Source organism: Achromobacter marplatensis, from assembly GCF_049060505.1.
Taxonomy (GTDB): domain Bacteria; phylum Pseudomonadota; class Gammaproteobacteria; order Burkholderiales; family Burkholderiaceae_B; genus Achromobacter; species Achromobacter marplatensis_A.
On the sequence record NZ_JBMGRB010000005.1, the window covers coordinates 333,195 to 356,680 of the forward strand.

The window sequence follows — 23,486 nt, forward strand, 5'->3', positions numbered from 1 at the left end:
GGGCCGCGCGCAATGGACTTCACCGGTTTCATTTCAACGTTCCAGAACAACCGGCCACTAGGGGACTTCGATCGGCAGCATCGCCTGGCCCAGAAAGTGCGCCTGGATGTTCCGCTGCTGGCCCAGCATTGCGTCGTGACGATGAACGCCAATAGCCTGGTGTCGGTGGACCGCTGGTATGGATGGCGCGGCTTCGTCGCGTTGCTCGGCGCGATAGGGGTGGGCTTTGGGCTGGGTGGCATCCTGATGCTTGCCTGGATCCTGGTCGTAGATGGCCTGCCCAACGAGAACGGCCTCTGGGAGGCGGTCTTCATCAGCATGGCGATGCTGGCCGCATTGGCGGCAGCTGGGGCCTGGCTGGCCGGCAAGGAAATGTTCCGCTGGACGCATTACCCCATCATGCTGGATCGCAAGCATCGCCAGGTGCACGTGTTTCGCCTGGACGGCACCGTATTGTCGGCGCCGTGGGACAAAATCTATTTCACGCTGGGAAAAGGCAGGGGACCATTCGGTGCGTTCAACTGGGACATTCGCGGGCTGGTGCTGGACGACGACGGCCAGACCGTGCGCGAGACCTTCGCCTTCGCCATTGCCACCAGCCGGCAGGAGAACGCCTATTCCCATTGGGAGTTCCTGCGCCGCTACATGGAGGAAGGGCCACAGGCCGTGATCCAGGAGGTCACATTCTGCATGCCGGTGGACGGCAGGCGCGAGACCTTCGCCTTCAGCAAGGAGCGGGTCTTCGCCAACGACGCGCAAAGCCCCGCCCTGATGTACGTCACGATGATCCCTTTCAACTACCTGCACACCCTCATGCGGTGGGCGGTGATGCGGACCAGCCGGATTCCGGCGTTTCCCGCCGACATCGCAGCGTCGCTTTCGCCGGATCCCGGCGACCCGTACATGCGCGACGCATCCATCAACCCCGAGGACCTGCGTCAGGCCCAGGCGCGGCTGCCACGCTAGCGGCCCGCGTCCTCGGCCTGCGCCGGACCGCGACCTGTGGCATGCTGCGGCCGGTCCATTTTCCCGCGCGGCGACACCGTCCTGCCATGTCCACGTTCCTGCTCCGTGTTTGCGACTTCCTGCTGCTGGCCGCTGCCGCGGCGATCTTTGGCGCCTGCCTGACCTCCGTGCTGACCACCGACGCCTATGGCTGGGTAATTCCGGACGCGCCGTACGTCTATGAACCGCGCGACTTCTATGCCGACGCCGTGTTGGCGGGGCTGGCGGGCCTGCTGGCCTTGATCGCGGCCGAAAGGGGGGTGAAGGCGCCGCAGTCAGCCGCGTGGCGGGCCGGGGCGGGATTGGCTGCTGCGCTGGTCGCCGTGTACCTGGCGCCGCCCTCGCCGCAGGTTTTCGGCAATACCTGGGCGCCTGGCGAAGCGACGCGGGAACTCTTCCTGGGGCAGTGGCGGCTGGCGCTGCCGATCGCGCTGGGCGTGGCGGCGCTTCGGGCCGCCCTGTGGCGCCTGTCCGGCCGGCGGCTGCGCTAGGGGCAAGGGCCGGCGCTGAGCCGGCCGGCAACCCCGAAATCTCGCGGAATTCCCGGGATTTGCGCTAGGATTACCGCGCACATCCCGCCGCAGAGTATCCGCCCGCCAGGAGAACCCCGCATGACCTCGCTTGATTCGTTTGCCATCACCAAGAAGTGGCCCGCCGCCCATCCCGACCGCATCCAGCTGTACTCGCTGCCCACGCCCAACGGCGTGAAGGTCTCGATCCTGCTGGAAGAACTGGGCTTGCCCTACGAGCCGCACCGCGTCAGTTTCGACACGAAGGACCAGTTCACGCCCGAATTCCTGTCGATCAGCCCGAACAACAAGATTCCGGCCATCCTGGACCCCAATGGCCCGGACGGTAAACCGCTGGCGTTGTTTGAATCCGGCGCCATCCTGATCTACCTGGCCAGCAAGACGGGCCGGTTCATCCCGGCTGACACTGCGGGGCGCTACGAGACGCTTCAATGGATCATGTTCCAGATGGGCGGTATCGGGCCCATGTTCGGCCAGTTGGGTTTTTTCCATACGTTCGCCGGCAAGGAATACGAAGACAAGCGTCCGCGCGACCGCTACGTGGCCGAGTCCAAGCGCCTGTTGGGCGTGCTGGACCAGCGCCTGCAAGGCCGCGATTGGGTGATGGGCGATGAATACACCATTGCAGACATCGCGATCCTGCCGTGGGTGCGCAACCTGGTCGGCTTCTACGGCGCTGGCGATCTGGTCGAGTTCTCGCAGTTCAAAAACGTGGCTCGCGTGCTGGAGGCCTTCGTCGCCCGCCCGGCGGTGGTGAAGGGCCTGACGATCCCCGCCGCATAACGGCGCGGGCAAACAGCCGCCATGGAACTCCGCCAGCTGCGTTACTTCGTCCGCGTCGTTGAAGCGGGCAGCATCGGCCGCGCGGCCATGTCCCTGGGCATGGTCACGTCCGCGCTCAGCCAGCAGATCAGCCGGCTGGAAGGCGAGCTCTCGACCCGCCTGCTGCAACGCAGCGCCAGCGGCGTCGTGCCGACGGATGCCGGGCTGGCGTTCTTCCGGCAGGCGCAGCTTGCCTTGCGGCACGCCGACGATGCCGTAACCGCCGCGCAGCAGGCCCGGCTGGCCGGCCATGTCAGCGTAGGGCTGCCGTCGACCACGGCGGCCATCCTTGGCGCGCCCTTCCTGCAAGCCATGAACGAGCGCTATCCGGATATCCGCCTGCATCTGGTCGAGGCGCTGTCGGGTCATTTGGCCGACATGCTCAACGGCCGTCTGCTGGACCTGGCGATCGTGTTCCATGCCGAGTCCGCGCGGCGCTGGAGCATCATGCCGCTCCTGGATGAACCGCTGTACCTTTGTGCCCGGCGCGACATGCCGGGCGTACCCGATGGCGACACGACGCGGCTGGACGCCATTGCCCATCTGCCGCTGGTGTTGCCCAGCGGCCGCCATGGCCTGCGCGCCCTGGTCAACAACGCATTTCAGCAATTGGGGCAGACCCCGCGCGTGGTGGCCGAAGTCGATGGCCTGTCGTTGCTGATGGATGTCGTGCAATTGGGCAATGCCGCCACCATCCAGCCCAGCTCGGCCACCGCGCGGATCGCGCCCGGCCAGTTGCACATGGCGCGCATTGACGACGCGCACCTGTTTCGCCCCAATCTGCTGGCCAGCCTGTCCGACGAGGAACTCTCGCCCGCGGGGCTGGCCGCCCGGCTGGTGCTGGCGGACGTGTCGCGCACGCTGGCGCGCGACGGAAAATGGGCGGTCGTGGCCCTTCACGAATCGTGAACACCCGTTGACGCCCGCCTGATATCGCAACTGCCGGCCGCTGAGTACAGTCGCCCCATTGATTTGGGGACGATGGCATGGTGGACGTCTTGGTGGTGGGAGGGGGCAATGCGGCGCTGTGCGCGGCCCTGATGGCGCGCGAGGCCGGCGCAAGCGTGATGCTGCTTGAAGCCGCGCCACGGGAATGGCGCGGCGGAAATTCGCAGCACACGCGGAATCTGCGTTGCATGCACGATGCGCCGCAGGATGTGCTGACCGACGCCTATCCCGAAGAGGAATACTGGCAAGACCTGCTGAAGGTCACCGGCGGCTTGACCAACGAACATCTGGCGCGGCTGGTCATCCGCGAATCGTCGACGTGTCGCGACTGGATGCGCCGTCACGGCGTGAACTTCCAGCCGCCGCTGTCGGGCGCGCTGCACGTGGCGCGCACCAATGCGTTTTTCATGGGGGGCGGCAAGGCGCTGGTGAACGCGTATTACCGCAGCGCCGAGGCGCTAGGCGTGCAGATCCGCTACAACGCGCCGGTCGATGCGCTGGAGCTGGAAGCAGGGCGTTTCAAGGCCGCGCGCATCGGCGCGGAGCGCATCGAGGCGCGCGCCTGCGTGCTGGCGGCGGGCGGCTTCGAATCCAACCGGGAATGGCTGCGCGAAGCGTGGGGCCAGAACGAGCGCGGCGAATGGCCGGCCGACAATTTCCTGATCCGCGGCACGCGCTTCAACATGGGCGTGCTGCTGAAGTTCATGCTGGATGCGGGCGCCGACAGCATTGGCGATCCGTCGCAATCGCATTGCGTGGCGATCGACGCGCGCGCGCCGCTGTACGACGGGGGAATCTGTACGCGCATCGACTGCGTATCGCTGGGCGTGGTGGTCAACCGCGACGCCGTGCGCTTCTATGACGAAGGCGAAGATTTCTGGCCCAAGCGCTACGCCATCTGGGGCCGCCTGACGGCCATGCAGCCGGGGCAGATCGCCTATTCCATCATCGACGCCAAGGCCATCGGCCGCTTCATGCCGCCCGTATTTCCGGGCGTGCAGGCCGATACCCTGCCGGAGCTGGCCGCCAAGCTGGGCCTGGACCCGGCAACGTTCGAAAAAACCCTGCACGACTACAACGCGGCTTGTCGCGTCGGCACGTTCGACCACACCGCGCTGGACGATTGCCATACCGAAGGCCTGACGCCCGCCAAGACGCACTGGGCCAGGCCGATCGACACTGCGCCGTTCTACGGCTACGCGCTACGCCCGGGCATCACCTTTACCTATCTGGGCCTGAAGGTGGACGACACCGCCGCCGTCCGGTTCAACGATGTGCCCAGCGACAACCTGTTCGTTGCTGGCGAAATGATGGCCGGCAACGTGCTGGGCAAGGGCTACACGGCGGGGGTGGGCATGTCCATCGGCACCGCGTTCGGCCGCATTGCCGGCACTCGGGCTGCCGCCGCCGCGCGCGCCCAGACCCTTGCGAAGAGCACGATATGAAGCAGCTTGAAGCCCTGACGCGCGAAGCGCAGTCCTTTTCCACCCCGCATGCCGAGGCGGCGCCCGGCATGGTCGAGCAGCCTGTGCGCTGGCTCGGCAAGCAGGCCCCCCCCCAGCCCGACCTGCTGACCGCCGACGAGACCGAAGTTGCCCGCGTCATGCAGATCTGCAACGCCTGCCGCTACTGCGAGGGGTTCTGCGCGGTGTTCCCGGCGATGACGCGCCGGCTGGAATTCGGCAAGGCCGACCTGAACTACCTGGCCAACCTGTGCCACAACTGTGGCGCCTGTCTGCACGCCTGCCAGTACGCGCCGCCGCATGAATTCGCGGTGAACGTGCCGCAGGCCATGGCCAAGGTACGCATGCAGACCTATACCGATTACGCTTGGCCTGCTGCGCTGGGCACGCTGTACAAGCGCAACGGCCTGGCCTTGTCCCTGGCCACGGCCGGCGGGCTGGCGCTGTTCCTGGTGCTGGCGGTGCTGATGGCGGGGGGCCTGTTCCACGAACCCATGGCCGGTAATTTCTACGCCGTGTTCCCGCACAACACGCTGGCGTTGATGTTCGGCGTGGTGTTTGGATTTTCGATGCTGGCGCTGGGGGTAGGCGTCACGCGCTTCTGGCGCAACGTCAGCCCGGGGGCGGCCTCGGGCGCGGCGGTGGCGGAAGCGGCGCACGACGCGCTGCGCCTGCGCTATCTGGATGGCGGGCACGGCAAGGGCTGCAACAACGCGGACGACGCTTTCACGCTGTGGCGGCGCCGCTTCCATCACTTCACGTTCTACGGCTTCATGCTGTGCTTTGCCGCGACCTGCGTGGCCACGCTCTATCACTATCTGCTGGGCCAGCAGGCGCCCTATCCGGTGCTGAGCGCCCCGGTGCTGCTGGGCACGGCGGGCGGCATCGGCCTCTTGATCGGTCCGGCGGGGTTGCTGTGGCTGAACCTCAAGCGCCATCCGCAGCAGGGCGACGCGGCACAAAAGCCGATGGACCGCGGCTTCATCATGCTGCTGTTCCTGACCAGCGCCACGGGCCTGGCGCTGCTGGCCGGGCGCGATGGCGGCGCGATGGCGCTGTTGTTGGCGATCCATCTGGGCGTGGTGATGGCGCTGTTCCTGACGCTGCCCTACGGCAAGTTCGCGCACGGCATCTATCGCTCCGCGGCGCTGCTGAAGTGGTCCATTGAAAAGCGCCAGCCCAACAAACTGCAACTCGGATCCGACTAAGCGGAGCCGTCCATTGTGGGCATGACGGCGCCTCTTGAAAGCGCCGCATTCGAATACAAACCAGGAGACATTCATGTTCCGTACCCGACTGCTGGCGCGCATTGCGCTGGCTGCCTGTCTGGCGCCGGCCCTGCCGGCCGCGCAGGCGCAAACCTTCCCCGTCAAGCCGATCACTGTGGTGGTGCCGCATTCGGCCGGAGGCACCTCCGATATCCTGGCGCGCACGATCGCGGCCGAAGCCGCCAAGACCTTGGGCCAGACCATCGTCATCGACAACAAGGGCGGCGCCAATGGCACCATCGCCGCCAAGCAGGTGGCCTCGTCCGCACCGGACGGCTACACGCTGCTGCTGGCCACCGCCAGCACGCACGGCATCAATCCATCCCTGTATTCGCGTATCTCTTATGATGCGGTGAAGGACTTCACGCCCGTGACGCTGCTGGCGACCGTGCCGAACGTGCTGGTCATCGGCCCCAACGTGAAGGCAACCAGCGTCAAGGAATTGATCGCCTACATCCAGTCGCAGGGCGACAAGATCAACATGGGGTCGGCGGGTGCCGGCACGCCGGGCCATCTGGCCGGCGAGATGTTCAAGAGCGCCGCCAAGCTGCAATTCACGCACGTTCCCTACAAGGGCGGCAGCCCGGCCATTACCGACCTGATTGGCGGCCAGATCGATTTCATGTTCACCACCATCCCCGGCGTGTTGCCGCACGTGAAGGCGGGTACCTTGCGCGCGCTTGCGGTGACCTCGCCCGAGCGTTCGCCGGCGATGCCGGACGTGCCGACGATGGCGGAATCGGGCCTGCCGGGTTTCCAGGCGGTATCGTGGCATGGCATCGTCGCGCCGGCCGGCACGCCGGATGCGGTGGTGGCCACGCTGAATACGGCGCTAAGCAAGGCGCTGGCCGCACCCGCGGTCAAACAGCGCTTGATGGAAGAGGGCGCGCAAGCGTCCAGCGTGAACACAGCCGCATTCGGCACGTTCATCCAGTCGGAAATCGCCACGTGGGCGCAAGCCGTCAAGGACTCGGGCGCGACGGCGAATTGAGGCCCGGCGGCGTAACGCATGCGGCGACGCCCGCGCGGGGCTGAGCGCCGCCGCATGCTAGGATTCCCGCCATGTTGACGACCCTGTTGTTCTCGCTGCTGGCGGCTGTCCCGGGCAACGCCACCTTTGATCTAAGCTGCTATTACGCCCGAAAAGACGCGGGTGGGATGCTCGAAACCGCCGAACATTGCGCGCGCGCGGACAACGACGCGCTGGTGCTCCGGCCCGAAATCCTGCGGGCGATGGATTTCAATGCCGACGGCCTGTCGCCATTGTTCACCAACCAGTCCTGGCATTGGGTGCGGTCCGACGGCAAGTCAGTACCGGTGCTGACCTACGACAACTTTGCCGATGATTTCGAAGCCGGCCTGACGCGCGGCCCGTGGTCTGGCGGCATGGCCTATTACGACACCGCGTTGAATCGCGTCATTGCCACGCCCTTCGAGTGGGTAGACCGGTTCAGCGCCGGGCTGGCCGTGGTGTGCGAAGGCTGCCGCAAAGCGTTCACGCCGGATGGCGAACACAGCTTCATGACGGGCGGCGAATGGGGGGCGATCGACCGCCAGGGCAAGTTGGCGCTGCCCCTGCGGCCGGATGCGGCCTCGTTGCTGCGCGAGGTCGAGGCGGCACGCGCCGCCTCTGCGCCCACCGCGCGATAGACGGCCTGCAACGTGTACCGAAACTGCAAATATGCTGCGCGGGGCGCCGTAGGAAACCCCGTTGTCATTGCCGCCGGCATCAAGCCAGGATCCGGTCCGGCTTACCGCGCCTGATACGCGTCGCACAGCGCCAGATATTCGTCGCCGTCAATCTCCAGCGCCATCGCCGAGATCAGCACGCGCTTCCTGTCCGGCAGGGACGTCTTCAACTGGATCTGCTTGGCGGTCGGAATGCCCACGTAGTTCTGGTTGACGTAGGTGTTCTCGGTGATGGCGCCCCACGGAATGACGGTGCCGTCCGTCAGTTTCAGACCGTCGCGGGTGAACGTAATGACCGGCGTGGCGGGGCCGAACGCGCGCTTCAGGCATTTGACGACCAGCCAGATGGCGATGGCGGTGATGGCGCCGAAGAACACCATACCGCCGGTGTTGCCGCGCGCATTCAAGGTCAATGCGCCGAAGGCCAGTGTGGCCAGCAACCACACGACGGCGCCGGCGATCAGGCGATTGCGCGAAAAGTACACCGGACGGTCCGCAAGCGTTTCGGATTGCCGGGCGGTAGAGCTATAGATTTCCATGTCGTGGCTACAAAGAAAGATGATGGGATGCCTGGCCGGCGAAATACCGGTCAGCGCGTTGGCTTATGCGCCGGGCAGGTACTGGCGCAGACAGGCCAGCATGACCGGTTCATTGACGATCTTCGAGCGGTCGATCTTGTGGGTCTTGCCGCGCGCGACGATGATGAGGGTCTCGTCGGTTTCCATGCCTTCGCTATCGGACTGCGTGCGGATGGAATCGATGGCGGCCCACGGAATCAATTGGCCCTTGTAAGTCAGCCCTGACGCGCTCATGGACAGCGGGCCGAAACCGACGGTGTCCTGGGCCTGTAGCCGGCGTAGCGTGGCGGCCTCCAGATTGCCGCCGATCGATGCTTCAAGCTGGTCGGCCAGCCCATAGCCGTCTTCCCAGATCGCCAGGCGGATGCGGACGCGTTCGCCGGTGCGCGTGGTCAACACCAGATGGTCGCGGTTGTGCTGATGGCGAATCGACGCCACATCGGCATAAGCCAACTGGCGGGGGCCGATGTGCAGTGCGTGGCTGTCCAGGGTCAGTTCGCTTGGCGCGCGCCACCAGGCCACCAGGTCCGACCCGCGCCACAGCAGATAGCCGACGGCCGGCAAGGTCAGGAAGAAGACCAGCCACATGGCGCGGTAGCGCAGCATCTCGATGAGCAGGCGGCGAGGCAGCAGCCAGATGTCCAGCGCGGCCAGCAACTGGGCGCTGAACAGGTAAAGCAGGGCGAACGCGCCGGCGTAGCAGCCCAACGCATAGCGCGGCAAAACACGAGGATAAGAGGCGGTCATAGGCAAGGGGCCGCAACGCGGCACCGCTGGAAAATGAAAGCCTGGAACTCTAATGGATGGCTGTGGCGGGCCCGGTTTCTATCTGTATCAAGAAACGGATTTTCATGTCCTGAACCTGTTAAGCAGCTGACTCAGGCACTGCCCAGCAGCTTGCCCAGCGTCGCCATCCCTTGTTCCAGGTCCACGCTCCACGGGTGGCCGTGGTTCAGCCGCAGGAAATTGCCAAACGCACCCGATGAGGAGAACAACGGGCCCGGCGCAATGCTGATGCCATGGTCCAGCGCGGCACGGTGCACCTTCAGCGTGTCGATATGCGCCGGCAGTTCCACCCACACGAAATAGCCGCCAGACGGCCGCGTGGCGCGCGTGCCCTTTGGAAAGTAACGGGCCACGGCTTGCAGCAGTTCGCCTTGCTGCAAGGCAAGCGCCTGGCGAAACTGGCGCAGATGGCGGTCGAAACCGCCTTTTTCCAGATAGGCCGCGATGGCGGCTTGCGTGGGCGCGGCGGTGGCCAGGCTGGTGGTCAGCTTGTTGCGCATGATCTTGCGCGTGTAGCGTCCGGCCGCCACCCAGCCCACCCGGTATCCCGGCGCCAGCGTCTTGGAAAACGACGAGCAGTGCATCACGATGCCTTCTGTGTCGAATGCCTTGGCCGGACGGGGCCGCGTTTCGCCGAAGTAGAGTTCACCGTAGACGTCGTCTTCGATCAACGCCACGCCGTGCCGCGTCAGCAGCTTGACCAGCGCTTCCTTCTTGCCGTCGGGCATCAGGCTGCCCAGCGGATTCTGGAAGGTCGTCATCAGCCAGCAGGCGCGCGGCCGGTGCTGCAGGATGGCCTGTTCCAGCGCTTGCAGGTCGATGCCTTCGCGCGGATGCGTCGCCACCTCGATGGCGTGCAATTGATTGCGTTCCAGCGATTGCAGCGCGGCGTAGAACGTAGGGGATTCGACGATCACCGCGTCGCCCGGGTTCGTGACTGCGGCCAGGCTCAGGTTCAGCGCATCCAGCGCGCCGTTGGTGATGATGATGTCGTCGACCGGCACGGACACGCCGTCCGCCAGATAGCGCAGCGCGATGGCGCGGCGCAGCGCCGCGTCGCCGGGACTGAGGTCGTCGATGGAACCCCATGGATCCAGCTGCTGCACGGTGGACGCCATGAACTTGGCCAAGCGTCCGTAGGGCAGCAGGGACGGACTGGGGAAGGCCGAGCCGAAGGGAACCATGTCGCGGCGCAAGGTGGCGTTCAGCACCTGCAGCACGTTGTCGCTGACATCCACGGGATGGCGGCCCGCGCTGGCGGTCGACAGCCCGTCCGGTTCGGGCAGGGCGGTGTGGGGGGCGCGCAGGACGTAATAGCCGGAGCGGTCCCGCGCGCGGATCAGTCCGCGTGCTTCCAGCAGGTAATAGGCCTTGAATACCGTAGACGGGCTGACCCCTCGGCTGGTGCTGGTCTGCCGCACGGAGGGCAAGCGGTCGCCCACTTGCAGCAACCCTGATCGGATCGAGGCGGTAATGTCTTCTGTCAGGCGTTCATAGCGCTTCATGAAAGCTCCGTTTCTTTGTGGCCGTGTTCATGGGAATCAGAGCGACATCCCGATAGCGCGCATGACAAGGCGCAGCGCGTAGGCGGTCACGCCAAGCGCGGCCACGCTGGCGGCCCAGATCAGCGCCAGCCACAGCAGACGGCTGCGCCATGACGTCGGTGCGGGGGCGGGGCGGTTCATCGCGTTCATCAGTGGAACTCCTCGCCGGTACGGACCTTGCCGCGAAAAACGTAGTACGACCAGGCGGTGTACATCAGGATAATGGGAATGATCAGCAAGGCTCCCACCAACGCGAAGCCCAGGCTTTGCGGTGGCGCAGACGCGGTCCAGATCGATACATCGGGCGGGATGATCGCGGGCCAGATGCTGATCCCCAAGCCGCTGTACGCCAAAAACACCAGGCACAGCGACAGCAGGAACGGGCCGGCGGCGGGCAGCTTGCGCACGCGGCGAATCAGGTCGAAACCGGCCGCCGCCACCAAAAGCGGCACCGGGAAGAACCAGAACATGTTGGGCAGGCTGAACCACCGCTGCGCGATCTGCGGCTGCGCCAGCGGCGTCCAGATGCTGAGCACGGCGATGACGGCCAGCAGCGCCAGCGTCAGCGGCCGGGCGATATCGCACATGTGGCGGTGCAGCCGGCCCTCGGTCTTCATGATCAGCCAGGTGCAGCCCAGCAGGGCGTACCCCGCCAGCAAGCCCACGCCCGTGAACATTGAGAACGGGCTGATCCAGTCCCATGCGCCGCCGTGATACGCGCGATCAACCACCGGAATGCCCTCGATGTAGGCACCCAGCGTCACGCCTTGGAAAAAGGTGGCGCATACGGAACCGAACACGAACGCGCGGTCCCAGAAGGGGCGGTGATGTTCGTCCGCCTTGAAGCGGAATTCGAAGGCCACGCCCCGGAAGATCAGGCCCAGCAGCATGAAGACCAGCGGCAAGTGCAGCGCGCTGAGAATGACGGAATAGGCCAACGGAAATGCGGCCATCAGGCCGGCGCCGCCCAGCACCAGCCAGGTCTCGTTGCCGTCCCACACCGGCGCCACCGTGTTGACCATGACATCGCGTTCATCGCGGTCGCGGATCAACGGGAACAGGATGCCGATGCCCAGGTCGAAGCCGTCCATCACCACGTACATCATCACGCCGAACAGGATGATGACGGCCCATATCAGTGCAAGATCGATGCCCATGGCCTCAGACTCCTGATTGCGTGCGTTGCGCGGGCTGGGCGCCCGCCTGGGTGGATGCGGCGGACAGCGGCCGAGACGGCTGGCGCGGTTCGCCCGGCCCGCCGGACAGCGGCGCGTGGCCGGGCGCGGGGCCGGGGCCCATGCGGATCAGCCGCAGCATGTACGACACGCCGGCGCCGAACACCAGCAGGTACACAACCACGAACAACGCCAACGTCAGCGTCAGTTCGCCCAGCCCGTGGGGCGTGGCCGCATCCGCCGTGCGCATCACGCCATAAACGATCCACGGCTGGCGGCCGATCTCGGTCACATACCAGCCGGCCAGCATTGCCACGATTCCGGATGGCCCCATCCATAGCGCAAAGCGTTGCAGCGCGCGCGATTCGTACAGCCGGCCGCGCCAGCGCGTCCTCAGCGCCCAGCCCGCCAGCAGGATCATCAGCGTGCCCAACCCGGCCATGACGCGGAACGACCAGAACACCACGGTCGCGTTGGGGCGGTCTTCAGGCGGATACGACTTTAAACCGGGAAACTGGCCGTCCCAGCTATGCGTGAGGATCAGGCTGCCCAGGCGCGGCACGTTCACCGCGTATCGCGTTTCCTCGCGCTCCATGTCGGGAATGCCGAAGAGCGTCAGCGGCACGCCCGCGCCCGGTTCGTTTTCCCAATGGCCTTCGATGGCCGCGATCTTGGCGGGTTGGTGCTTCAGCGTGTTCAAGCCATGGATGTCGCCCACCACGGCTTGCAGCGGCGCGACCAGCAACAGCATGCCCATCGCCATCGCGAACATCTTCTTCACGGCCGGGCTGCGGTCGCCGCGCAGCAGGTGCCAGGCGCCGGACGCGCCGACCAGCAGCGCCGTGGCCAGGAAGGCGGCGATGCCCATGTGCGCCAAGCGGTACGGGAACGACGGATTGAAGATTACGGCCAGCCAATCGGTGGGCACCACGCGGCCGTCCAGGATTTCGTACCCGGCGGGCGTCTGCATCCAGCTGTTGGACGCCAGGATCCAGGTGGCCGACACCAGCGTGCCCAACGCCACCATGATGGTCGAGAAAAAGTGCAGGCCCGGGCCCACGCGCGACCAGCCGAACAGCATCACGCCCAGGAAGCCGGCTTCCAGAAAGAAGGCGGTCAGCACTTCATAGGCCAGGAGCGGCCCCGTGACGCTGCCGGCGAAATCGGAAAAGAAGCTCCAGTTGGTGCCGAACTGATAGGCCATCACCAGGCCGGACACGACGCCCATGCCGAAGTTGACGGCGAAGATCTTGGTCCAGAAATGGTACAGGTCTCGGTAGACGGTTTTTTGCGTTTTAAGCCACAGACCTTCCAGCACGGCCAAATAGCTGGCCAGCCCGATGGTGATCGCGGGGAAAACGATGTGGAAAGAAATGGTGAAGCCGAACTGTATTCGGGCAAGCAATAGCGCGTCGCTATCCATAGCGGTCTTCCTGACTTCGTCGCCGGCGCGGGCAACCGTCACAAGACGGCACGCGCGGGCGGGTGTTGAACCTACCGCACGAAGTTAGGGTATGGCGACTGCGTAGTACAGATTCAGAAAACGCTTAAAAAAGCGGATCAGTTTTATGAAATACAGGCGGTTTCGCGAACCGTCATAGGGGAAAAGCCATCAGTTCAGATGCAATGCGGGGGGGCGAGTTACAAAAAAAGCAGTACAGGCGCTGCGGGTGCGTCCCCTGATCCGCAGGCCGGGACGCACGGCTCAGGGCGCAGGCCTGACGGCCAGCGGGGCTGCGGGCACCCGTTGCGCGCGCTGGCTTAACCAGACGCTGGCCACCACGATCGCCATGCCGGCCATTTGCGCGGCGCTCAGGCTTTGACCCAATACGCCCCAGCCCAACAGCACTGCGGATATCGGGCTAAGGAACCCCAGCGATGACACCACTGCGGGCTCCAACCGGGATACGCCGCGAAACCACAGCACGTAGGTCAACGCGGCGCCGATCAGTCCCAGATACGCCAGTCCTGTCACGTTCAAGGCGGTAAGCGGCGGCAACGCGGGCTCTGCCAGCAACGCCACCGGCAACAACAGGATGCCGCCCGCGGTCAATTGCCAGGACGTGAAGGTCAAGGCCGACACGGGGGGCTGCCAACGCCGGCTTAGTACAGTGCCCAACGCCATCGACGCCGCGCTGGCCAGGCCGGCGCCAATGCCCACCGGATCCAAGGCAGCCTTGGGCGTCAGTACCAGCAGCGCCACGCCAGCCAGGCCCGTGATCGCTGCCACCACGGACAGGCTGCGGATGGGCGAACCCAGCAGCGCGCGAGCCAGCAGAATCACCCCCAGCGGCTGAAGGGCGCCCAATGTGGCCGCCACGCCGCCGGGCAGGCGGTACGCAGCGACGAACAACAACGCCCAGAACACCGAGAAATTCAGCGCGCCCAGGATGCAGGCGCGCAGCCACCAGATGCCGTGCGGCAACTGGCGCACCGCCAGCAGCAGCAGGACGCCTGCGGGCAGGGCGCGCAACATGGCGACGGTCAGCGGGTAGTCCGCGGGCAGCATCAAGGTGGTGACGACGTAGGTGCTGCCCCAGATGGCGGGCGCCGTCGCGGTCAGCAGAAGATCGGAACTGCGGCTCATGGGGGTTTCCAGTCGGTAGGGGTGTCGCCGACGCCGTTTTTCGCGTTGCCGGATCCATATCCACAGGCTAATTGAATCCAGGGGATACGATAATATCCATTCCATTCGCAATATCATTCACTGTAGGTGAATAATAAATGGGCCGTGCTGACAGCACTGTAGGTGAATAATCAATGGACCATCTGACGGCACTGAAGGTGTTCAGGCAGGTCGTGGAGCAGGGCGGCTTCGCGTCGGCGTCGCGCCAATTGGGCCTGTCGCCCGCCGCAGTCAGCAAGAACATTGCCGAACTGGAACGCCATGTGGCCGCAAGGCTGCTGAACCGCACCACCCGGCGCATGAGCCTCACCGAAGCGGGCACGCGCTATTACGAGCAGGTCGCGCGCATCCTGGATGACCTGCAAGAGGCCGAGCAATCGCTGGGCCCTTTGCAGAGCGAACCTTCGGGCACCCTGCGCGTCAGTGCGCCCCTGTCGCTAAGCCTGCTTCGCATCTGCCCCGCCATTCCGGCATTCCTGGAACGCTATCCCCAGGTGTCGCTAGACCTGAATCTGGAAGACCGGCGCGTCGATATCGTGAAAGAAGGATTCGACCTGGCGATCCGGGGCACCGATCGCCTGGAAGATTCCAGCCTGGTCGCCCGCAAGCTGATGACGCTGGACCATGTGCTGTGCGCGGCCCCGTCCTACTTCCGGCGCGTGGGCATGCCAGCTTCGCCCGAGGCCGTGCGCGCCATGGAGCGGGTGCAGTTCACGTTGTCCGGCCATGCGGACGAATGGGTGTTCACGCGCGCCGGGCAGACGCAGCGCGTGCCGGTTCAGGGGCGCTACAAGGTCAGTTCCAGCCTGGCCGTGCGCGATGCCGTGCGGGCAGGATTTGGTGTCAGCCTGATGCCGCGCGTGTATGTGCAGGACGATCTGGACAGCGGCGTGCTGCAAGCCGTGCTGCCAGATTGGCGGCCCGTCGAGACTTATGTCTATGCGGTTTATCCGTCGCGCCGCCACATGGTGGCCAAGGTGCGGGCGTTTGTGGATTTTCTGTTTGAAGAACTGGGCGCGCAGCCTGCTTGACCGCCGCGCGCCGTCAAGACGTCAATCCATGTGCTGACCGCCATTCATGGCCACGTTGCTGCCGGTCATGAAGCCCGCCGCATCGCTGCAGATGAATGCGACCAAGGCTGCGACTTCCTCGGGCTGGCCCAGTCGGCCGACCGGGATCTGCGGCAGGATCTTTTCCTTCAGGACTGCTTCGGGCACCACCTGCACCATCCGCGTGTCCAGATAACCGGGCGATACGGTGTTGACCGTGACCCCCTTGCTGGCGAGTTCCAGCGCCAGCGATTTGGTGAACCCGTGCATGCCGGCCTTCGAGGCCGCATAGTTGGTTTGCCCGAACGCACCCTTGCTGCCGTTCACGGACGAAATGTTCACGATACGGCCCCATCCGCGGTCCGCCATGCCGCCGCACAGCGGCTGCGTCATGTTGAACATCGAATCCAGGTTGCTGCGCAGGACTTCCGACCAGTTCTCGTAACTCATTTTGCGCAGGCGGGCGTCCCGGGTGATGCCGGCATTATTGACCAGGATGTCGATCTGGCGGCCGTCGCGTTCCAGGCGGCCCATCAGTGACTGGCACGAGGCATAGTCGCCCACGTCCACCTGGTAGAGGTCGAAGCGGCGTCCGTTGGCCGCTTCTTCATCGGCCCATGCCCGCGTGGCGTCTTCGCTGGCGTGGTAGGTGACGATGACGTCATGGCCGGCGTCGCAGAGCGCCCGCGCGATGGCCCGCCCCAGGCCGCCGCCGCCAGTGACCAGCGCCGTGCGTTTAGCCGTCATGGCGGCCGCCCGGTTGGCTCGCATCGCGTAGCGCGGAGCACGCTGCCGCCATCTGGTTCGACATCGTGGACCACATTTGCGTCATGGGCGAGGCGTCGGCGGCCATGCCGGCGCTGGTGGCGCTTTTGAACCAGCCGCTCATGGCTTCGCCCAAGCCGGCGGCCAGGGCCGCCTGTTCTTCCAGGGCGGCGTGGGTAATGGCCTGGCTGGCCTCCAGTTGGCATTGCCATTGCTTGCGCGTGATCTCGCCCAGGGCGGGGGCGATTTCCTGCCAGTTTCCACCGTGGTTCAGCGGGCCGAGAGTGGCCAGGTAGCGGGCGGCGTTGTCGTCGGCCAGGCGGCGGCCAAGCGTCATCCAGCGTTGTTGGCTTTCTTGCGCAAGTTCAGCCAGCCGTTGGCAGTAGGCGGCGTTGGCGCCGGCGATTCCTTGGGTCGTGGGGGCAGTAGTCTTCTTCATCATCCGTCCTTTTAAAAAAGTGGTAAGGGGAAACGAATCAGCCCTCAAGCCGTCTGGCCCAGGGTCTTGCGAATATGCGCCGCCGTGTAGTTGCCCGGGAGGCGTAGCGAACCGAACTACGAGCGTCAACAATAGCCCAGCCAAGGGCGGTACGGCCAGCCCCGGCCCCTTTCATTGTGGGCGCCGCTGCCCATGCGTTCCTTGACGCGGGTCAAGCCGGACCAGCGTCTTGACGCTGAGTCGCGCATAGTGTCCTATCCATCCAGGGAGTCATTTCACCGTGACGGAATTTCCAGCGAGGCACTTTTGTCGACATCAGGAATGACGGTTCGGGTGCCATCATGGCGCTATCTGCCGGTGGCGTTCGCCCTGGTCGTTCCCATTTTGCTGTGCGTGGCCTGGACATGGCTGCATGCCAAGAGCGAACAGCGCCATGCGGCCGAAGCCGCGGCAAAGATCGTCCGCGTCCAGGTCGAGAATATCCTCTCGCAGGCCTGGGACCTGCTGGATCGGGTAGCGGAACTGACGCCCCAGCCGTGCGCTGCCGTGCTGCCTTCGCTGCAACGCTGGAGCGCGCTGAACCCGTACTTCCGCGCGCTGGTGCTGGCCAACAGTGACCACATTTATTGTTCGTCGGTGATCGGCTCCGTCGATTTCTCCATTGGGGACTTCCGCAAATGGCCCATCGAGGGCACGCCCGACCGCTGGCTGTTTTCCGTGGCCGGCACGCCGTTGGCGCCCGGCCGGCCGGCGATCCTGCTGGGCAAGCCAGGCGCGCCGGGATACAGCGGCGCGGTCGCCGTGGATGGCCGCTACATACTCGACCTACTGAACGCCGTCGCGACGCTGGGCGATTACCGGCTTGAACTCAGGGTGGGCGACGGCGCGCCGATCCGCAGCGAATCCGGGAATGGCGCATCTGGCCCGGCCGGCCTCGTGTACGAAGAAGTCACGCGCAACAGCGGCCGCGTGGCGCTGTCCATCAGTGTCAAGGCGCCGCCGGAAAGCCTGGTCACCGCCTGGCAGCAACTGATGTTGAGCTATTTACCCGTGGCCATGCTGATTGGCGCAGCGCTGGCGATCGCCGCCTACCGCCTGCAAGTCAACCGCCTATCGTTCAAAGAGCAGTTGCGTCGCGCCATGCGGGCCGACGAATTCCAGGTGTACTACCAGCCGGTATATGGCCAACAGACAGGCCAATGCGAAGGCGTCGAGGCGTTGATGCGCTGGAACCGGCCCGGGGTGGGATTCGTGCGGCCAGATATCTTCATCGCGGCCGCCGAGGCCGAGGACATGATCGTTCCGCTGACGCGGCATCTACTGCGGCTGATCGAACGCGACCTGCAAACCTGGAACACGCCGCCAGACTTCCATGTCGGCGTGAACCTCGCGCCCGAGCATCTGTCCAGCAGTGGGCTCGTGGCTGAAATCCAGGCATTCCGCGCCAACGTCGTGGCGCGCAGGCCGCTGATCGTGCTGGAAATCACCGAGCGCAGCCTGATCTCGGACAACGGTCAGGCGCGCCGCAACATCGATGCGCTGCGCGCCGAAGGCGTGCGCGTGGCTATCGACGATTTCGGCACGGGCCACTGTTCGCTGTCGTACCTGCAGAAGTTTCCGGTGGATTACCTGAAGATCGACAAAGGCTTCGTGCACGCCATCCAGCCCACGGGCGAAGAGGCGCCCGTATTGGATGTGATCGTCACGCTGTCGCACCGGCTGAACTTGGCGGTCGTGGCGGAAGGCGTTGAAACGCAGGCGCAGTTCGATTACCTGACCTCGCGCGGCGTGGCGTTCATCCAGGGCTACCTGTTTGCCCGGCCCATGCCTTCGGCGGAATTCGTGCGCTGGTACGCGAGCCACTCGCCGCCGGGTTCCCAGCCCGCCTGAACTGGCCTGTCCGGTCAGGACGGCTTGGTCGCCGTCGCGGCTTTGGCGAAGAACAGGTCCGTGATGGCCTGGCTGTCCATGGGCTCGCCATTGATGGCGCGCGTCAGCAGTTCGGCGCCCAGCAACTGCACCGAGAACACCATGTCTGGCTGCACGCGCCGGATCTTTTCCAGATGCTTGCTGGTATTGACCAGGGCAACCGTCTTGGCGCCGCTGTCGCCGGTGGCTTCCTTGGCCGCAAGCACGATGAATGCGTTCTCGGCATCATCGGCGCGCAGCGCCAGCACGTAGCGCGCGCGCGTGACGCCCGCGGCGCGCAATACCTCCACGCTTGAGGGATCGCCTTCGATCAGGTCCGCCGCGGCGGGATATTCCTGCGGTGAACCCGAGGGCACGATGACCGTGACCTCTTCGCCGCGGCGGCGCAGCCCGTCGTAGACGCTTAGCGCCAGCGGGGTCTCGCCTGCAATGATGATGTGATTTTTACGCATGGCGGTGGAGAACCTGCCTTTGACCAGCCGCTTCAGGTTTCCGCCGATCACCGGGCCGGCGATCGCGCTGATGGAAGTGGCGAAAACGGTGATGCCAAGAATAATAATCGACGCCGTGAATAGCCTGGCGGTGATGGTGTGCGGCGTGATGTCGCCATAGCCCACCGTGGACATGGAGACAATCGAGAAGTAGAACGCGGTGCCCGCGTCCAGGATGGGCGGATTGAATTCGTTGCCCAGGTACAGCGTGCCGAACACCGCGTAAATCAACAGCGATAGCACGCTGACCAGCGCGAACAGCGAACCCGCCGTGACGCTGGCGCGGTCGAAGCGGCGCCAGTAGGCGATCAGCGCGATCACCAGTACCAGCGTATAGATACCCAGTCCCGCGCGCCCGCCCTGGCCCAGGATGCCGAAGGTGCCGATGCCGATCAGCAGCACCAGCGAGAAGGCCCATGCAATGCGAGCCTTCAATATCAGGCCCAGCGCGATCACTTGCAACCCCACGCCCAGCACCAGGCGTGGAATTTCCAGCAATCCCACCACGCGCATGACTTCATGCCAGTTATCCAGCGCCAGCCAGAATGAATATTCGCGGGCGCGCACTTCGCGCAGCACGGGATGCATGAAGGCATATCCGTCCAGCGCCACGAGGATGGCCAGGCACCAGTTGGGCGGAAAGAACGCCAGCACTTTTCTGAAACGCTGCCGCAGGGAAGGGGACGTGAGGGGCATGGGGGCGTGTCCTTTTTCGCCATTTTAGGGCGGCGAGCACACCGCGCTGCTATATCTAATAGGTATAGAAGGCTATCAACAAAGAATTACTGGATTGAGGCTCGAAGTCCTAAACTCCCTTCATCACGCGGCTATCCAAGAGGAAAACCGCTGATACGGGCGATAAGCCCGCCAGTAGTCAGGGCGGGCCCAGACCCCGGGCGTTGATCACGTTGCAGCTTGCGCGGGGACTAGAGACCCCGTTCAAGTTCACGGTCGGACCGTGCGTGAGCAGTATGAGGCACGAATGTTGGAATCGCGTGATCCAGGTAGAAGGCATCAGTGCCGGCTGATGACTCCGGGTTCACGTGTTGTTTTAGCGCGGCGTCTTACCTCTCGGGGGCAGCGCCGCGTTTTTTTCGCCTGTTGCATGGCGCGCGGCCCACGCCGCCCGGCCATCGCGGCTGCGATTCGTCTTAGGTTGACGCGCCTGCGTCCGCCGTCTCGCGGCGCCAGTCCTCCAGCCCGTCCGCGCGGCTGTCATGTCCAGCATCCCGATAGTCCAGATCCAACGTGATGTCTGCGGCGAACATGTAGCCCCAGCCATGCACGGCGCGGATCGGCAACGTCATCTGATTGGCGGCCGCCTTGCGACGCAGGCGGCTGATCATCACGTCCACGAAGCGACGGCGCGTGATGCCGCTATCGGCGTCTTCCGCGCCATCGGCATAGAAAGCATCGCGGCTGATCTTGCGGTCGGGTGCGGCCACCAGGCGCGACAGGAAGTCGCGTTCGCCCGTCGTCAGGCCCAATATGCGGCCGCCGGGGCTGACCAACGTCCATCCTTTATTCGCCAGCCGCCAGGTTTCCTGGGCGGGTTCTTCCGTGTGCGCGTCCGACGCCGCGTCCATGCCGTCCAGCCCCACGGCGCGGCGCACCAGCGCCTGCAGCACCGCGGCAAGTTCCAGTCCGCTTACGTCGGGCGGCAGGCAAGCGTCCGCGCCGCAGAGCAGCGTGCGGATGCGGCTCTCGGTATCGGCGAACGTGGCAATCGCCACGATGCCCAGGCCGCGGTCCACCGCGCGCAGCCGGACCGCGGCGTTGTGGATGTCGGGTAGCGGCGCTTCCAGCACCACCAAGGGGCTGGGCCTGCGGGAGTACCGGTCATAGACATCCACCAGGTCGTAGCAACGGCGGACGCTGAAGCCCAGGTGGGACAGGGCGTCTTCCAGCCTGGCATGCCTGGCGTCGTCCTGCCCTAGGAAAATGACATCCAGCGTGTTGTTCATTGATGCTTCCAATGAGGTTGCGCCGCGTGGGGGCGGCGCTTGAAAGGGAAGCGCGTCGGCCTCGGCTGTCCTGGCATAGCTCCCCTCTTTAAGCTGCGCGCCATGACGGGACCGTCTGGCGGTGTTGTTTGAATGTGGGCGGAAGGTCTGGACCTTTGTCCAGGTTCTATGCGCGCTTGCGGCCAGCCTGACCGGGCCGGGATCCTGCCTGGCGCGTGCCGCGGCGTTGTCGCCCCTGGCCGCCGATGACCCGATCCTGCATGGAAGTCACGCCCGTGTTTCATTTAAACACGGGCGTGTTTTTTTGTGAAGATACGTTTCTGTAGTTTCTGATGGTAACTTCGCGTTCCGGCCAAACCCCCTGGAAGCGGGTGAAACGCTGTTCATGGGGCGTTAATGACGGCAGATTATTTAGTATTACCGATACATTATTTTCTATTTTTGACGCCGGATTGCCCATAAACTTATGCGGATTTTTCCAGGCGGGTGCGGGCCTTGCCTCACGCAAGCGGTTCCGGCGCCTGTCTTGGAAAGTCCCGGTAAGTCAATAGCGGGTATGGGTTTTTCTGGATTACGCCAGCGGTGCCGTGCAAGCCCCGGCCAAGGGATAACCGGGGCAAACAGGTAAATAATGCGATTTATGGATTAGCCCGCAAATTGGGGTGTAGTCCGTTTCTTTGGCGCCAGTATTGAGATGTTTTAATCAAATAAATAAATTCATATTAATGTCTCAGGTTGATCGATTGGACACGTTTAGCCATCGTCTGCGCAACGCAAGAATGCTTCAGGGATGGACTCAAAAGGACTTGGCGGTCGCAAGCAACCTGTCGCAAAGCGCCATTGGCAACTACGAAAGCGGGCAACGCCTGCAACCCTCCAGTGATGCGCTCATCAAGTTGGCCCGCGCATTGCGGGTCAGCCCGATGTGGCTCAGCACCGGAGAGGGGCCGATGCTGAATTCCGGTTATTCCGAGCCGGCCGCCAGGGCCGGCGATGTCGACCCGCCGCCCGCCTGGCCGTTCGAATCGGTGTCTTACGCGACCTATTCGCGGTTGAGCTCGCAGGAAAAGCGGCAGATCGAATTGGTGCTCGCCGCGTATATCAAGGCGCGCGGCGAATAGAGCCCAACGCCTGGCCCGGCTGCGCGGGCCGTCGCGTGTTCGCCGCTGGTGTCTTTTCGCCCCTTGGCGGGTCGCTGCGCAACCGGCTGCGTAGACGTTCCACCGGATCCGCGATCAAGCCGTTAAGCAACGCCGAAAATCCGATACAACCCGTGACCACCAGCGCGGCAAAGAGCATGGGCTGGTTCGCTTCGACGTCGTTCAGCAGCCAACTGAAGAACATGATCACCAGCGAATGGCAGATGTAGATGGGATAGCTCAATTCCCCAACCGCCTTGTCCAACCGGTGGCGCGACTGGAACAGGAACGCCAGCGGCAGCAGGCCCGCGAACAGCATTACCGCCAGCGCATCGCGCACGTTGTGGTTCAGTCCGATCGAAAAGTGCAGCAGGCAATAAGCGACCAGCACGGCGGTGCCCGCTTCGGGCAGCCGATGGATGCGCCGGGTCCAGGCTTTGCATCGCGGCAGCAGCACTTGGTGGGACAGCGACCCAACCAGGAACAGCGCAAGTTCCGTTGGGAAGAAGCGGTAGGTCCACGGGTCGCTCATGCCGATGCCGGTGGCGATAAGCACGGCGCGCAACGCCAGCGACGCCGCCAGCAACGCCATCAGCCGGCGCGGGGAATGCAGCACGAAGGGCGCCACAAGATAGAAGCTCATCTCCACGCCCAGCGTCCACGCTTGCGGCACCAGCAGCCCCTGGTACAAGGGCACTTCACTGTGCGCGAAGCTGCCCGTGAAGGCCAGCGCGCCGTGTTCAATGCCGAAGAACATCAGCCAGTCCTGGCCCAGGATAAGCAAGTTCGCCACCATCAGGAACAGCTCAGCGGAAAACGGCAGGGTGTCGTAGATGCGAAAGAACGCGCCGCCGCTCAGCACGTGCGCCATCAACGTCAAGGCCGCCACCGCCAGATAGACGGGGAAGAGCCGCAGGAAGCGATTCGCGTAGAACTTGCCTGTGGCGCCCTGATAGTTGTCCGTCCCGGTCAGGACAAATGAAATCAAGAAGCCGGAAATCACATAAAAAAGCTGCACTGCAAGCCGGCCGCCGACCAAATGATCGGCGTAGCCGCCGCCCAAGTGATCCAGCACCACTGATAGCGCCAGTAACGTTCTCAAAAAGCCCATCGCCGTGTCTCCCCGTCGTTTTATTGTTGGCCCCATGGGCCGGACACCTGCGTTCGCGGTAGGTATGTGACCGACGGCGTTTCCCCCTGCTGCCCGGGGCGTGCCGGAAATATGGTCTGCAATGATTCTGCGCGTCACCTGAAAGCGCCGCCATGCGGCATTCGA

Annotated in this window: 23 protein-coding genes; 11 read left to right on the forward strand and 12 right to left on the reverse strand. The window is 64.6% G+C overall.

Annotated elements, in window-relative coordinates; translation table 11 throughout:
- Positions 1-12 precede the first annotated feature (12 nt).
- The 8 genes from ACI0FO_RS15245 to ACI0FO_RS15280 all read left to right on the forward strand — a co-directional run bounded on the left by ACI0FO_RS15245 (position 13) and on the right by ACI0FO_RS15280 (position 7,686).
- Positions 13-966: a DUF6708 domain-containing protein gene (locus ACI0FO_RS15245; protein WP_416027861.1), complete on the forward strand. Its 954-nt coding sequence runs from the start codon at positions 13-15 to the stop codon at positions 964-966.
- An 86-nt stretch (positions 967-1,052) separates the two neighbouring features.
- Positions 1,053-1,496, forward strand: coding sequence for a hypothetical protein (locus tag ACI0FO_RS15250; protein WP_416027862.1), 444 nt, complete (start codon positions 1,053-1,055; stop codon positions 1,494-1,496).
- 120 nt (positions 1,497-1,616) lie between these two features.
- Positions 1,617-2,318, forward strand: a complete 702-nt coding sequence (locus ACI0FO_RS15255; RefSeq protein WP_416027864.1) for a glutathione S-transferase N-terminal domain-containing protein — start codon at positions 1,617-1,619, stop codon at positions 2,316-2,318.
- Positions 2,319-2,339: 21 nt separating this feature from the next.
- Complete coding sequence (locus ACI0FO_RS15260) at positions 2,340-3,266, forward strand: LysR family transcriptional regulator (RefSeq protein ID WP_105557003.1); 927 nt, start codon at positions 2,340-2,342, stop codon at positions 3,264-3,266.
- 77 nt (positions 3,267-3,343) lie between these two features.
- Positions 3,344-4,750: an FAD-dependent tricarballylate dehydrogenase TcuA gene (gene tcuA, locus ACI0FO_RS15265; RefSeq protein ID WP_416027866.1), complete on the forward strand. Its 1,407-nt coding sequence runs from the start codon at positions 3,344-3,346 to the stop codon at positions 4,748-4,750.
- Positions 4,747-5,976: a tricarballylate utilization 4Fe-4S protein TcuB gene (gene tcuB, locus ACI0FO_RS15270; RefSeq protein ID WP_416027868.1), complete on the forward strand. Its 1,230-nt coding sequence runs from the start codon at positions 4,747-4,749 to the stop codon at positions 5,974-5,976. The genes tcuA and tcuB overlap by 4 nt, the downstream gene beginning before the upstream one ends.
- A 73-nt stretch (positions 5,977-6,049) precedes the next feature.
- Complete coding sequence (locus tag ACI0FO_RS15275) at positions 6,050-7,027, forward strand: Bug family tripartite tricarboxylate transporter substrate binding protein (RefSeq protein WP_416027870.1); 978 nt, start codon at positions 6,050-6,052, stop codon at positions 7,025-7,027.
- A 71-nt stretch (positions 7,028-7,098) separates the two neighbouring features.
- Complete coding sequence (locus ACI0FO_RS15280; protein WP_416027872.1) at positions 7,099-7,686, forward strand: hypothetical protein; 588 nt, start codon at positions 7,099-7,101, stop codon at positions 7,684-7,686.
- 101 nt (positions 7,687-7,787) lie between these two features.
- Here the strand turns inward: ACI0FO_RS15280 and ACI0FO_RS15285 are convergent, their stop codons facing one another.
- The 7 genes from ACI0FO_RS15285 to ACI0FO_RS15315 form a co-directional block, all read right to left on the reverse strand.
- Positions 7,788-8,264 carry a hypothetical protein gene (locus ACI0FO_RS15285; RefSeq protein WP_416027874.1) on the reverse strand — a complete coding sequence of 159 codons (477 nt, stop codon included), beginning with the start codon at positions 8,262-8,264 and terminating at the stop codon, positions 7,788-7,790.
- Between the two features lie 63 nt (positions 8,265-8,327).
- Positions 8,328-9,050: a hypothetical protein gene (locus tag ACI0FO_RS15290; protein ID WP_416027875.1), complete on the reverse strand. Its 723-nt coding sequence runs from the start codon at positions 9,048-9,050 to the stop codon at positions 8,328-8,330.
- A 131-nt stretch (positions 9,051-9,181) separates the two neighbouring features.
- Positions 9,182-10,594 (reverse strand): PLP-dependent aminotransferase family protein, encoded by a 1,413-nt coding sequence (locus tag ACI0FO_RS15295; protein WP_416027877.1) that lies wholly within the window; start codon positions 10,592-10,594, stop codon positions 9,182-9,184.
- Between the two features lie 36 nt (positions 10,595-10,630).
- Positions 10,631-10,783, reverse strand: coding sequence for a DUF2474 domain-containing protein (locus ACI0FO_RS15300; protein WP_416027879.1), 153 nt, complete (start codon positions 10,781-10,783; stop codon positions 10,631-10,633).
- Positions 10,783-11,790 carry a cytochrome d ubiquinol oxidase subunit II gene (gene cydB, locus ACI0FO_RS15305; RefSeq protein ID WP_416027880.1) on the reverse strand — a complete coding sequence of 336 codons (1,008 nt, stop codon included), beginning with the start codon at positions 11,788-11,790 and terminating at the stop codon, positions 10,783-10,785. Before cydB ends, ACI0FO_RS15300 begins: the two co-directional genes overlap by 1 nt.
- Before the next feature lie 4 nt (positions 11,791-11,794).
- Entirely contained in the window at positions 11,795-13,231 is a 1,437-nt protein-coding gene (locus ACI0FO_RS15310) for a cytochrome ubiquinol oxidase subunit I (RefSeq protein WP_416027882.1), read from the reverse strand.
- 282 nt (positions 13,232-13,513) lie between these two features.
- Positions 13,514-14,395, reverse strand: coding sequence for an EamA family transporter (locus ACI0FO_RS15315; RefSeq protein WP_416027884.1), 882 nt, complete (start codon positions 14,393-14,395; stop codon positions 13,514-13,516).
- Between the two features lie 173 nt (positions 14,396-14,568).
- Here ACI0FO_RS15315 and ACI0FO_RS15320 point away from each other — a divergent pair, with 173 nt between their 5' ends.
- Positions 14,569-15,465 carry a LysR family transcriptional regulator gene (locus ACI0FO_RS15320; RefSeq protein WP_416027886.1) on the forward strand — a complete coding sequence of 299 codons (897 nt, stop codon included), beginning with the start codon at positions 14,569-14,571 and terminating at the stop codon, positions 15,463-15,465.
- Between the two features lie 21 nt (positions 15,466-15,486).
- Here the strand turns inward: ACI0FO_RS15320 and phbB are convergent, their stop codons facing one another.
- Both phbB and ACI0FO_RS15330 read right to left on the reverse strand, forming a co-directional pair.
- Entirely contained in the window at positions 15,487-16,230 is a 744-nt protein-coding gene (gene phbB / locus ACI0FO_RS15325) for an acetoacetyl-CoA reductase (protein ID WP_416027888.1), read from the reverse strand.
- Positions 16,220-16,687, reverse strand: coding sequence for a hypothetical protein (locus tag ACI0FO_RS15330; protein ID WP_416027889.1), 468 nt, complete (start codon positions 16,685-16,687; stop codon positions 16,220-16,222). Before ACI0FO_RS15330 ends, phbB begins: the two co-directional genes overlap by 11 nt.
- 321 nt (positions 16,688-17,008) lie before the next feature.
- Between ACI0FO_RS15330 and ACI0FO_RS15335 the strand changes: the two genes are divergently transcribed.
- Positions 17,009-18,577, forward strand: coding sequence for an EAL domain-containing protein (locus tag ACI0FO_RS15335; RefSeq protein WP_416027892.1), 1,569 nt, complete (start codon positions 17,009-17,011; stop codon positions 18,575-18,577).
- 14 nt (positions 18,578-18,591) lie between these two features.
- Here the strand turns inward: ACI0FO_RS15335 and kch are convergent, their stop codons facing one another.
- A complete protein-coding gene (gene kch / locus ACI0FO_RS15340) occupies positions 18,592-19,803 on the reverse strand; it encodes a voltage-gated potassium channel protein (protein ID WP_416027894.1) in 1,212 nt (403 codons plus the stop codon).
- A gap of 455 nt (positions 19,804-20,258) precedes the next feature.
- Positions 20,259-21,071, reverse strand: a complete 813-nt coding sequence (locus ACI0FO_RS15345; RefSeq protein WP_416027896.1) for a response regulator transcription factor — start codon at positions 21,069-21,071, stop codon at positions 20,259-20,261.
- Between the two features lie 725 nt (positions 21,072-21,796).
- Between ACI0FO_RS15345 and ACI0FO_RS15350 the strand changes: the two genes are divergently transcribed.
- Positions 21,797-22,192, forward strand: coding sequence for a helix-turn-helix domain-containing protein (locus ACI0FO_RS15350; RefSeq protein WP_416028109.1), 396 nt, complete (start codon positions 21,797-21,799; stop codon positions 22,190-22,192).
- Here ACI0FO_RS15350 and ACI0FO_RS15355 read toward each other — a convergent pair.
- The gene (locus ACI0FO_RS15355) at positions 22,173-23,321 is read right to left on the reverse strand and encodes an acyltransferase family protein (RefSeq protein ID WP_416027898.1); all 1,149 of its coding nucleotides are present in this window, start codon (positions 23,319-23,321) and stop codon (positions 22,173-22,175) included. The genes ACI0FO_RS15350 and ACI0FO_RS15355 overlap by 20 nt on opposite strands.
- Positions 23,322-23,486: the final 165 nt, after the last annotated feature.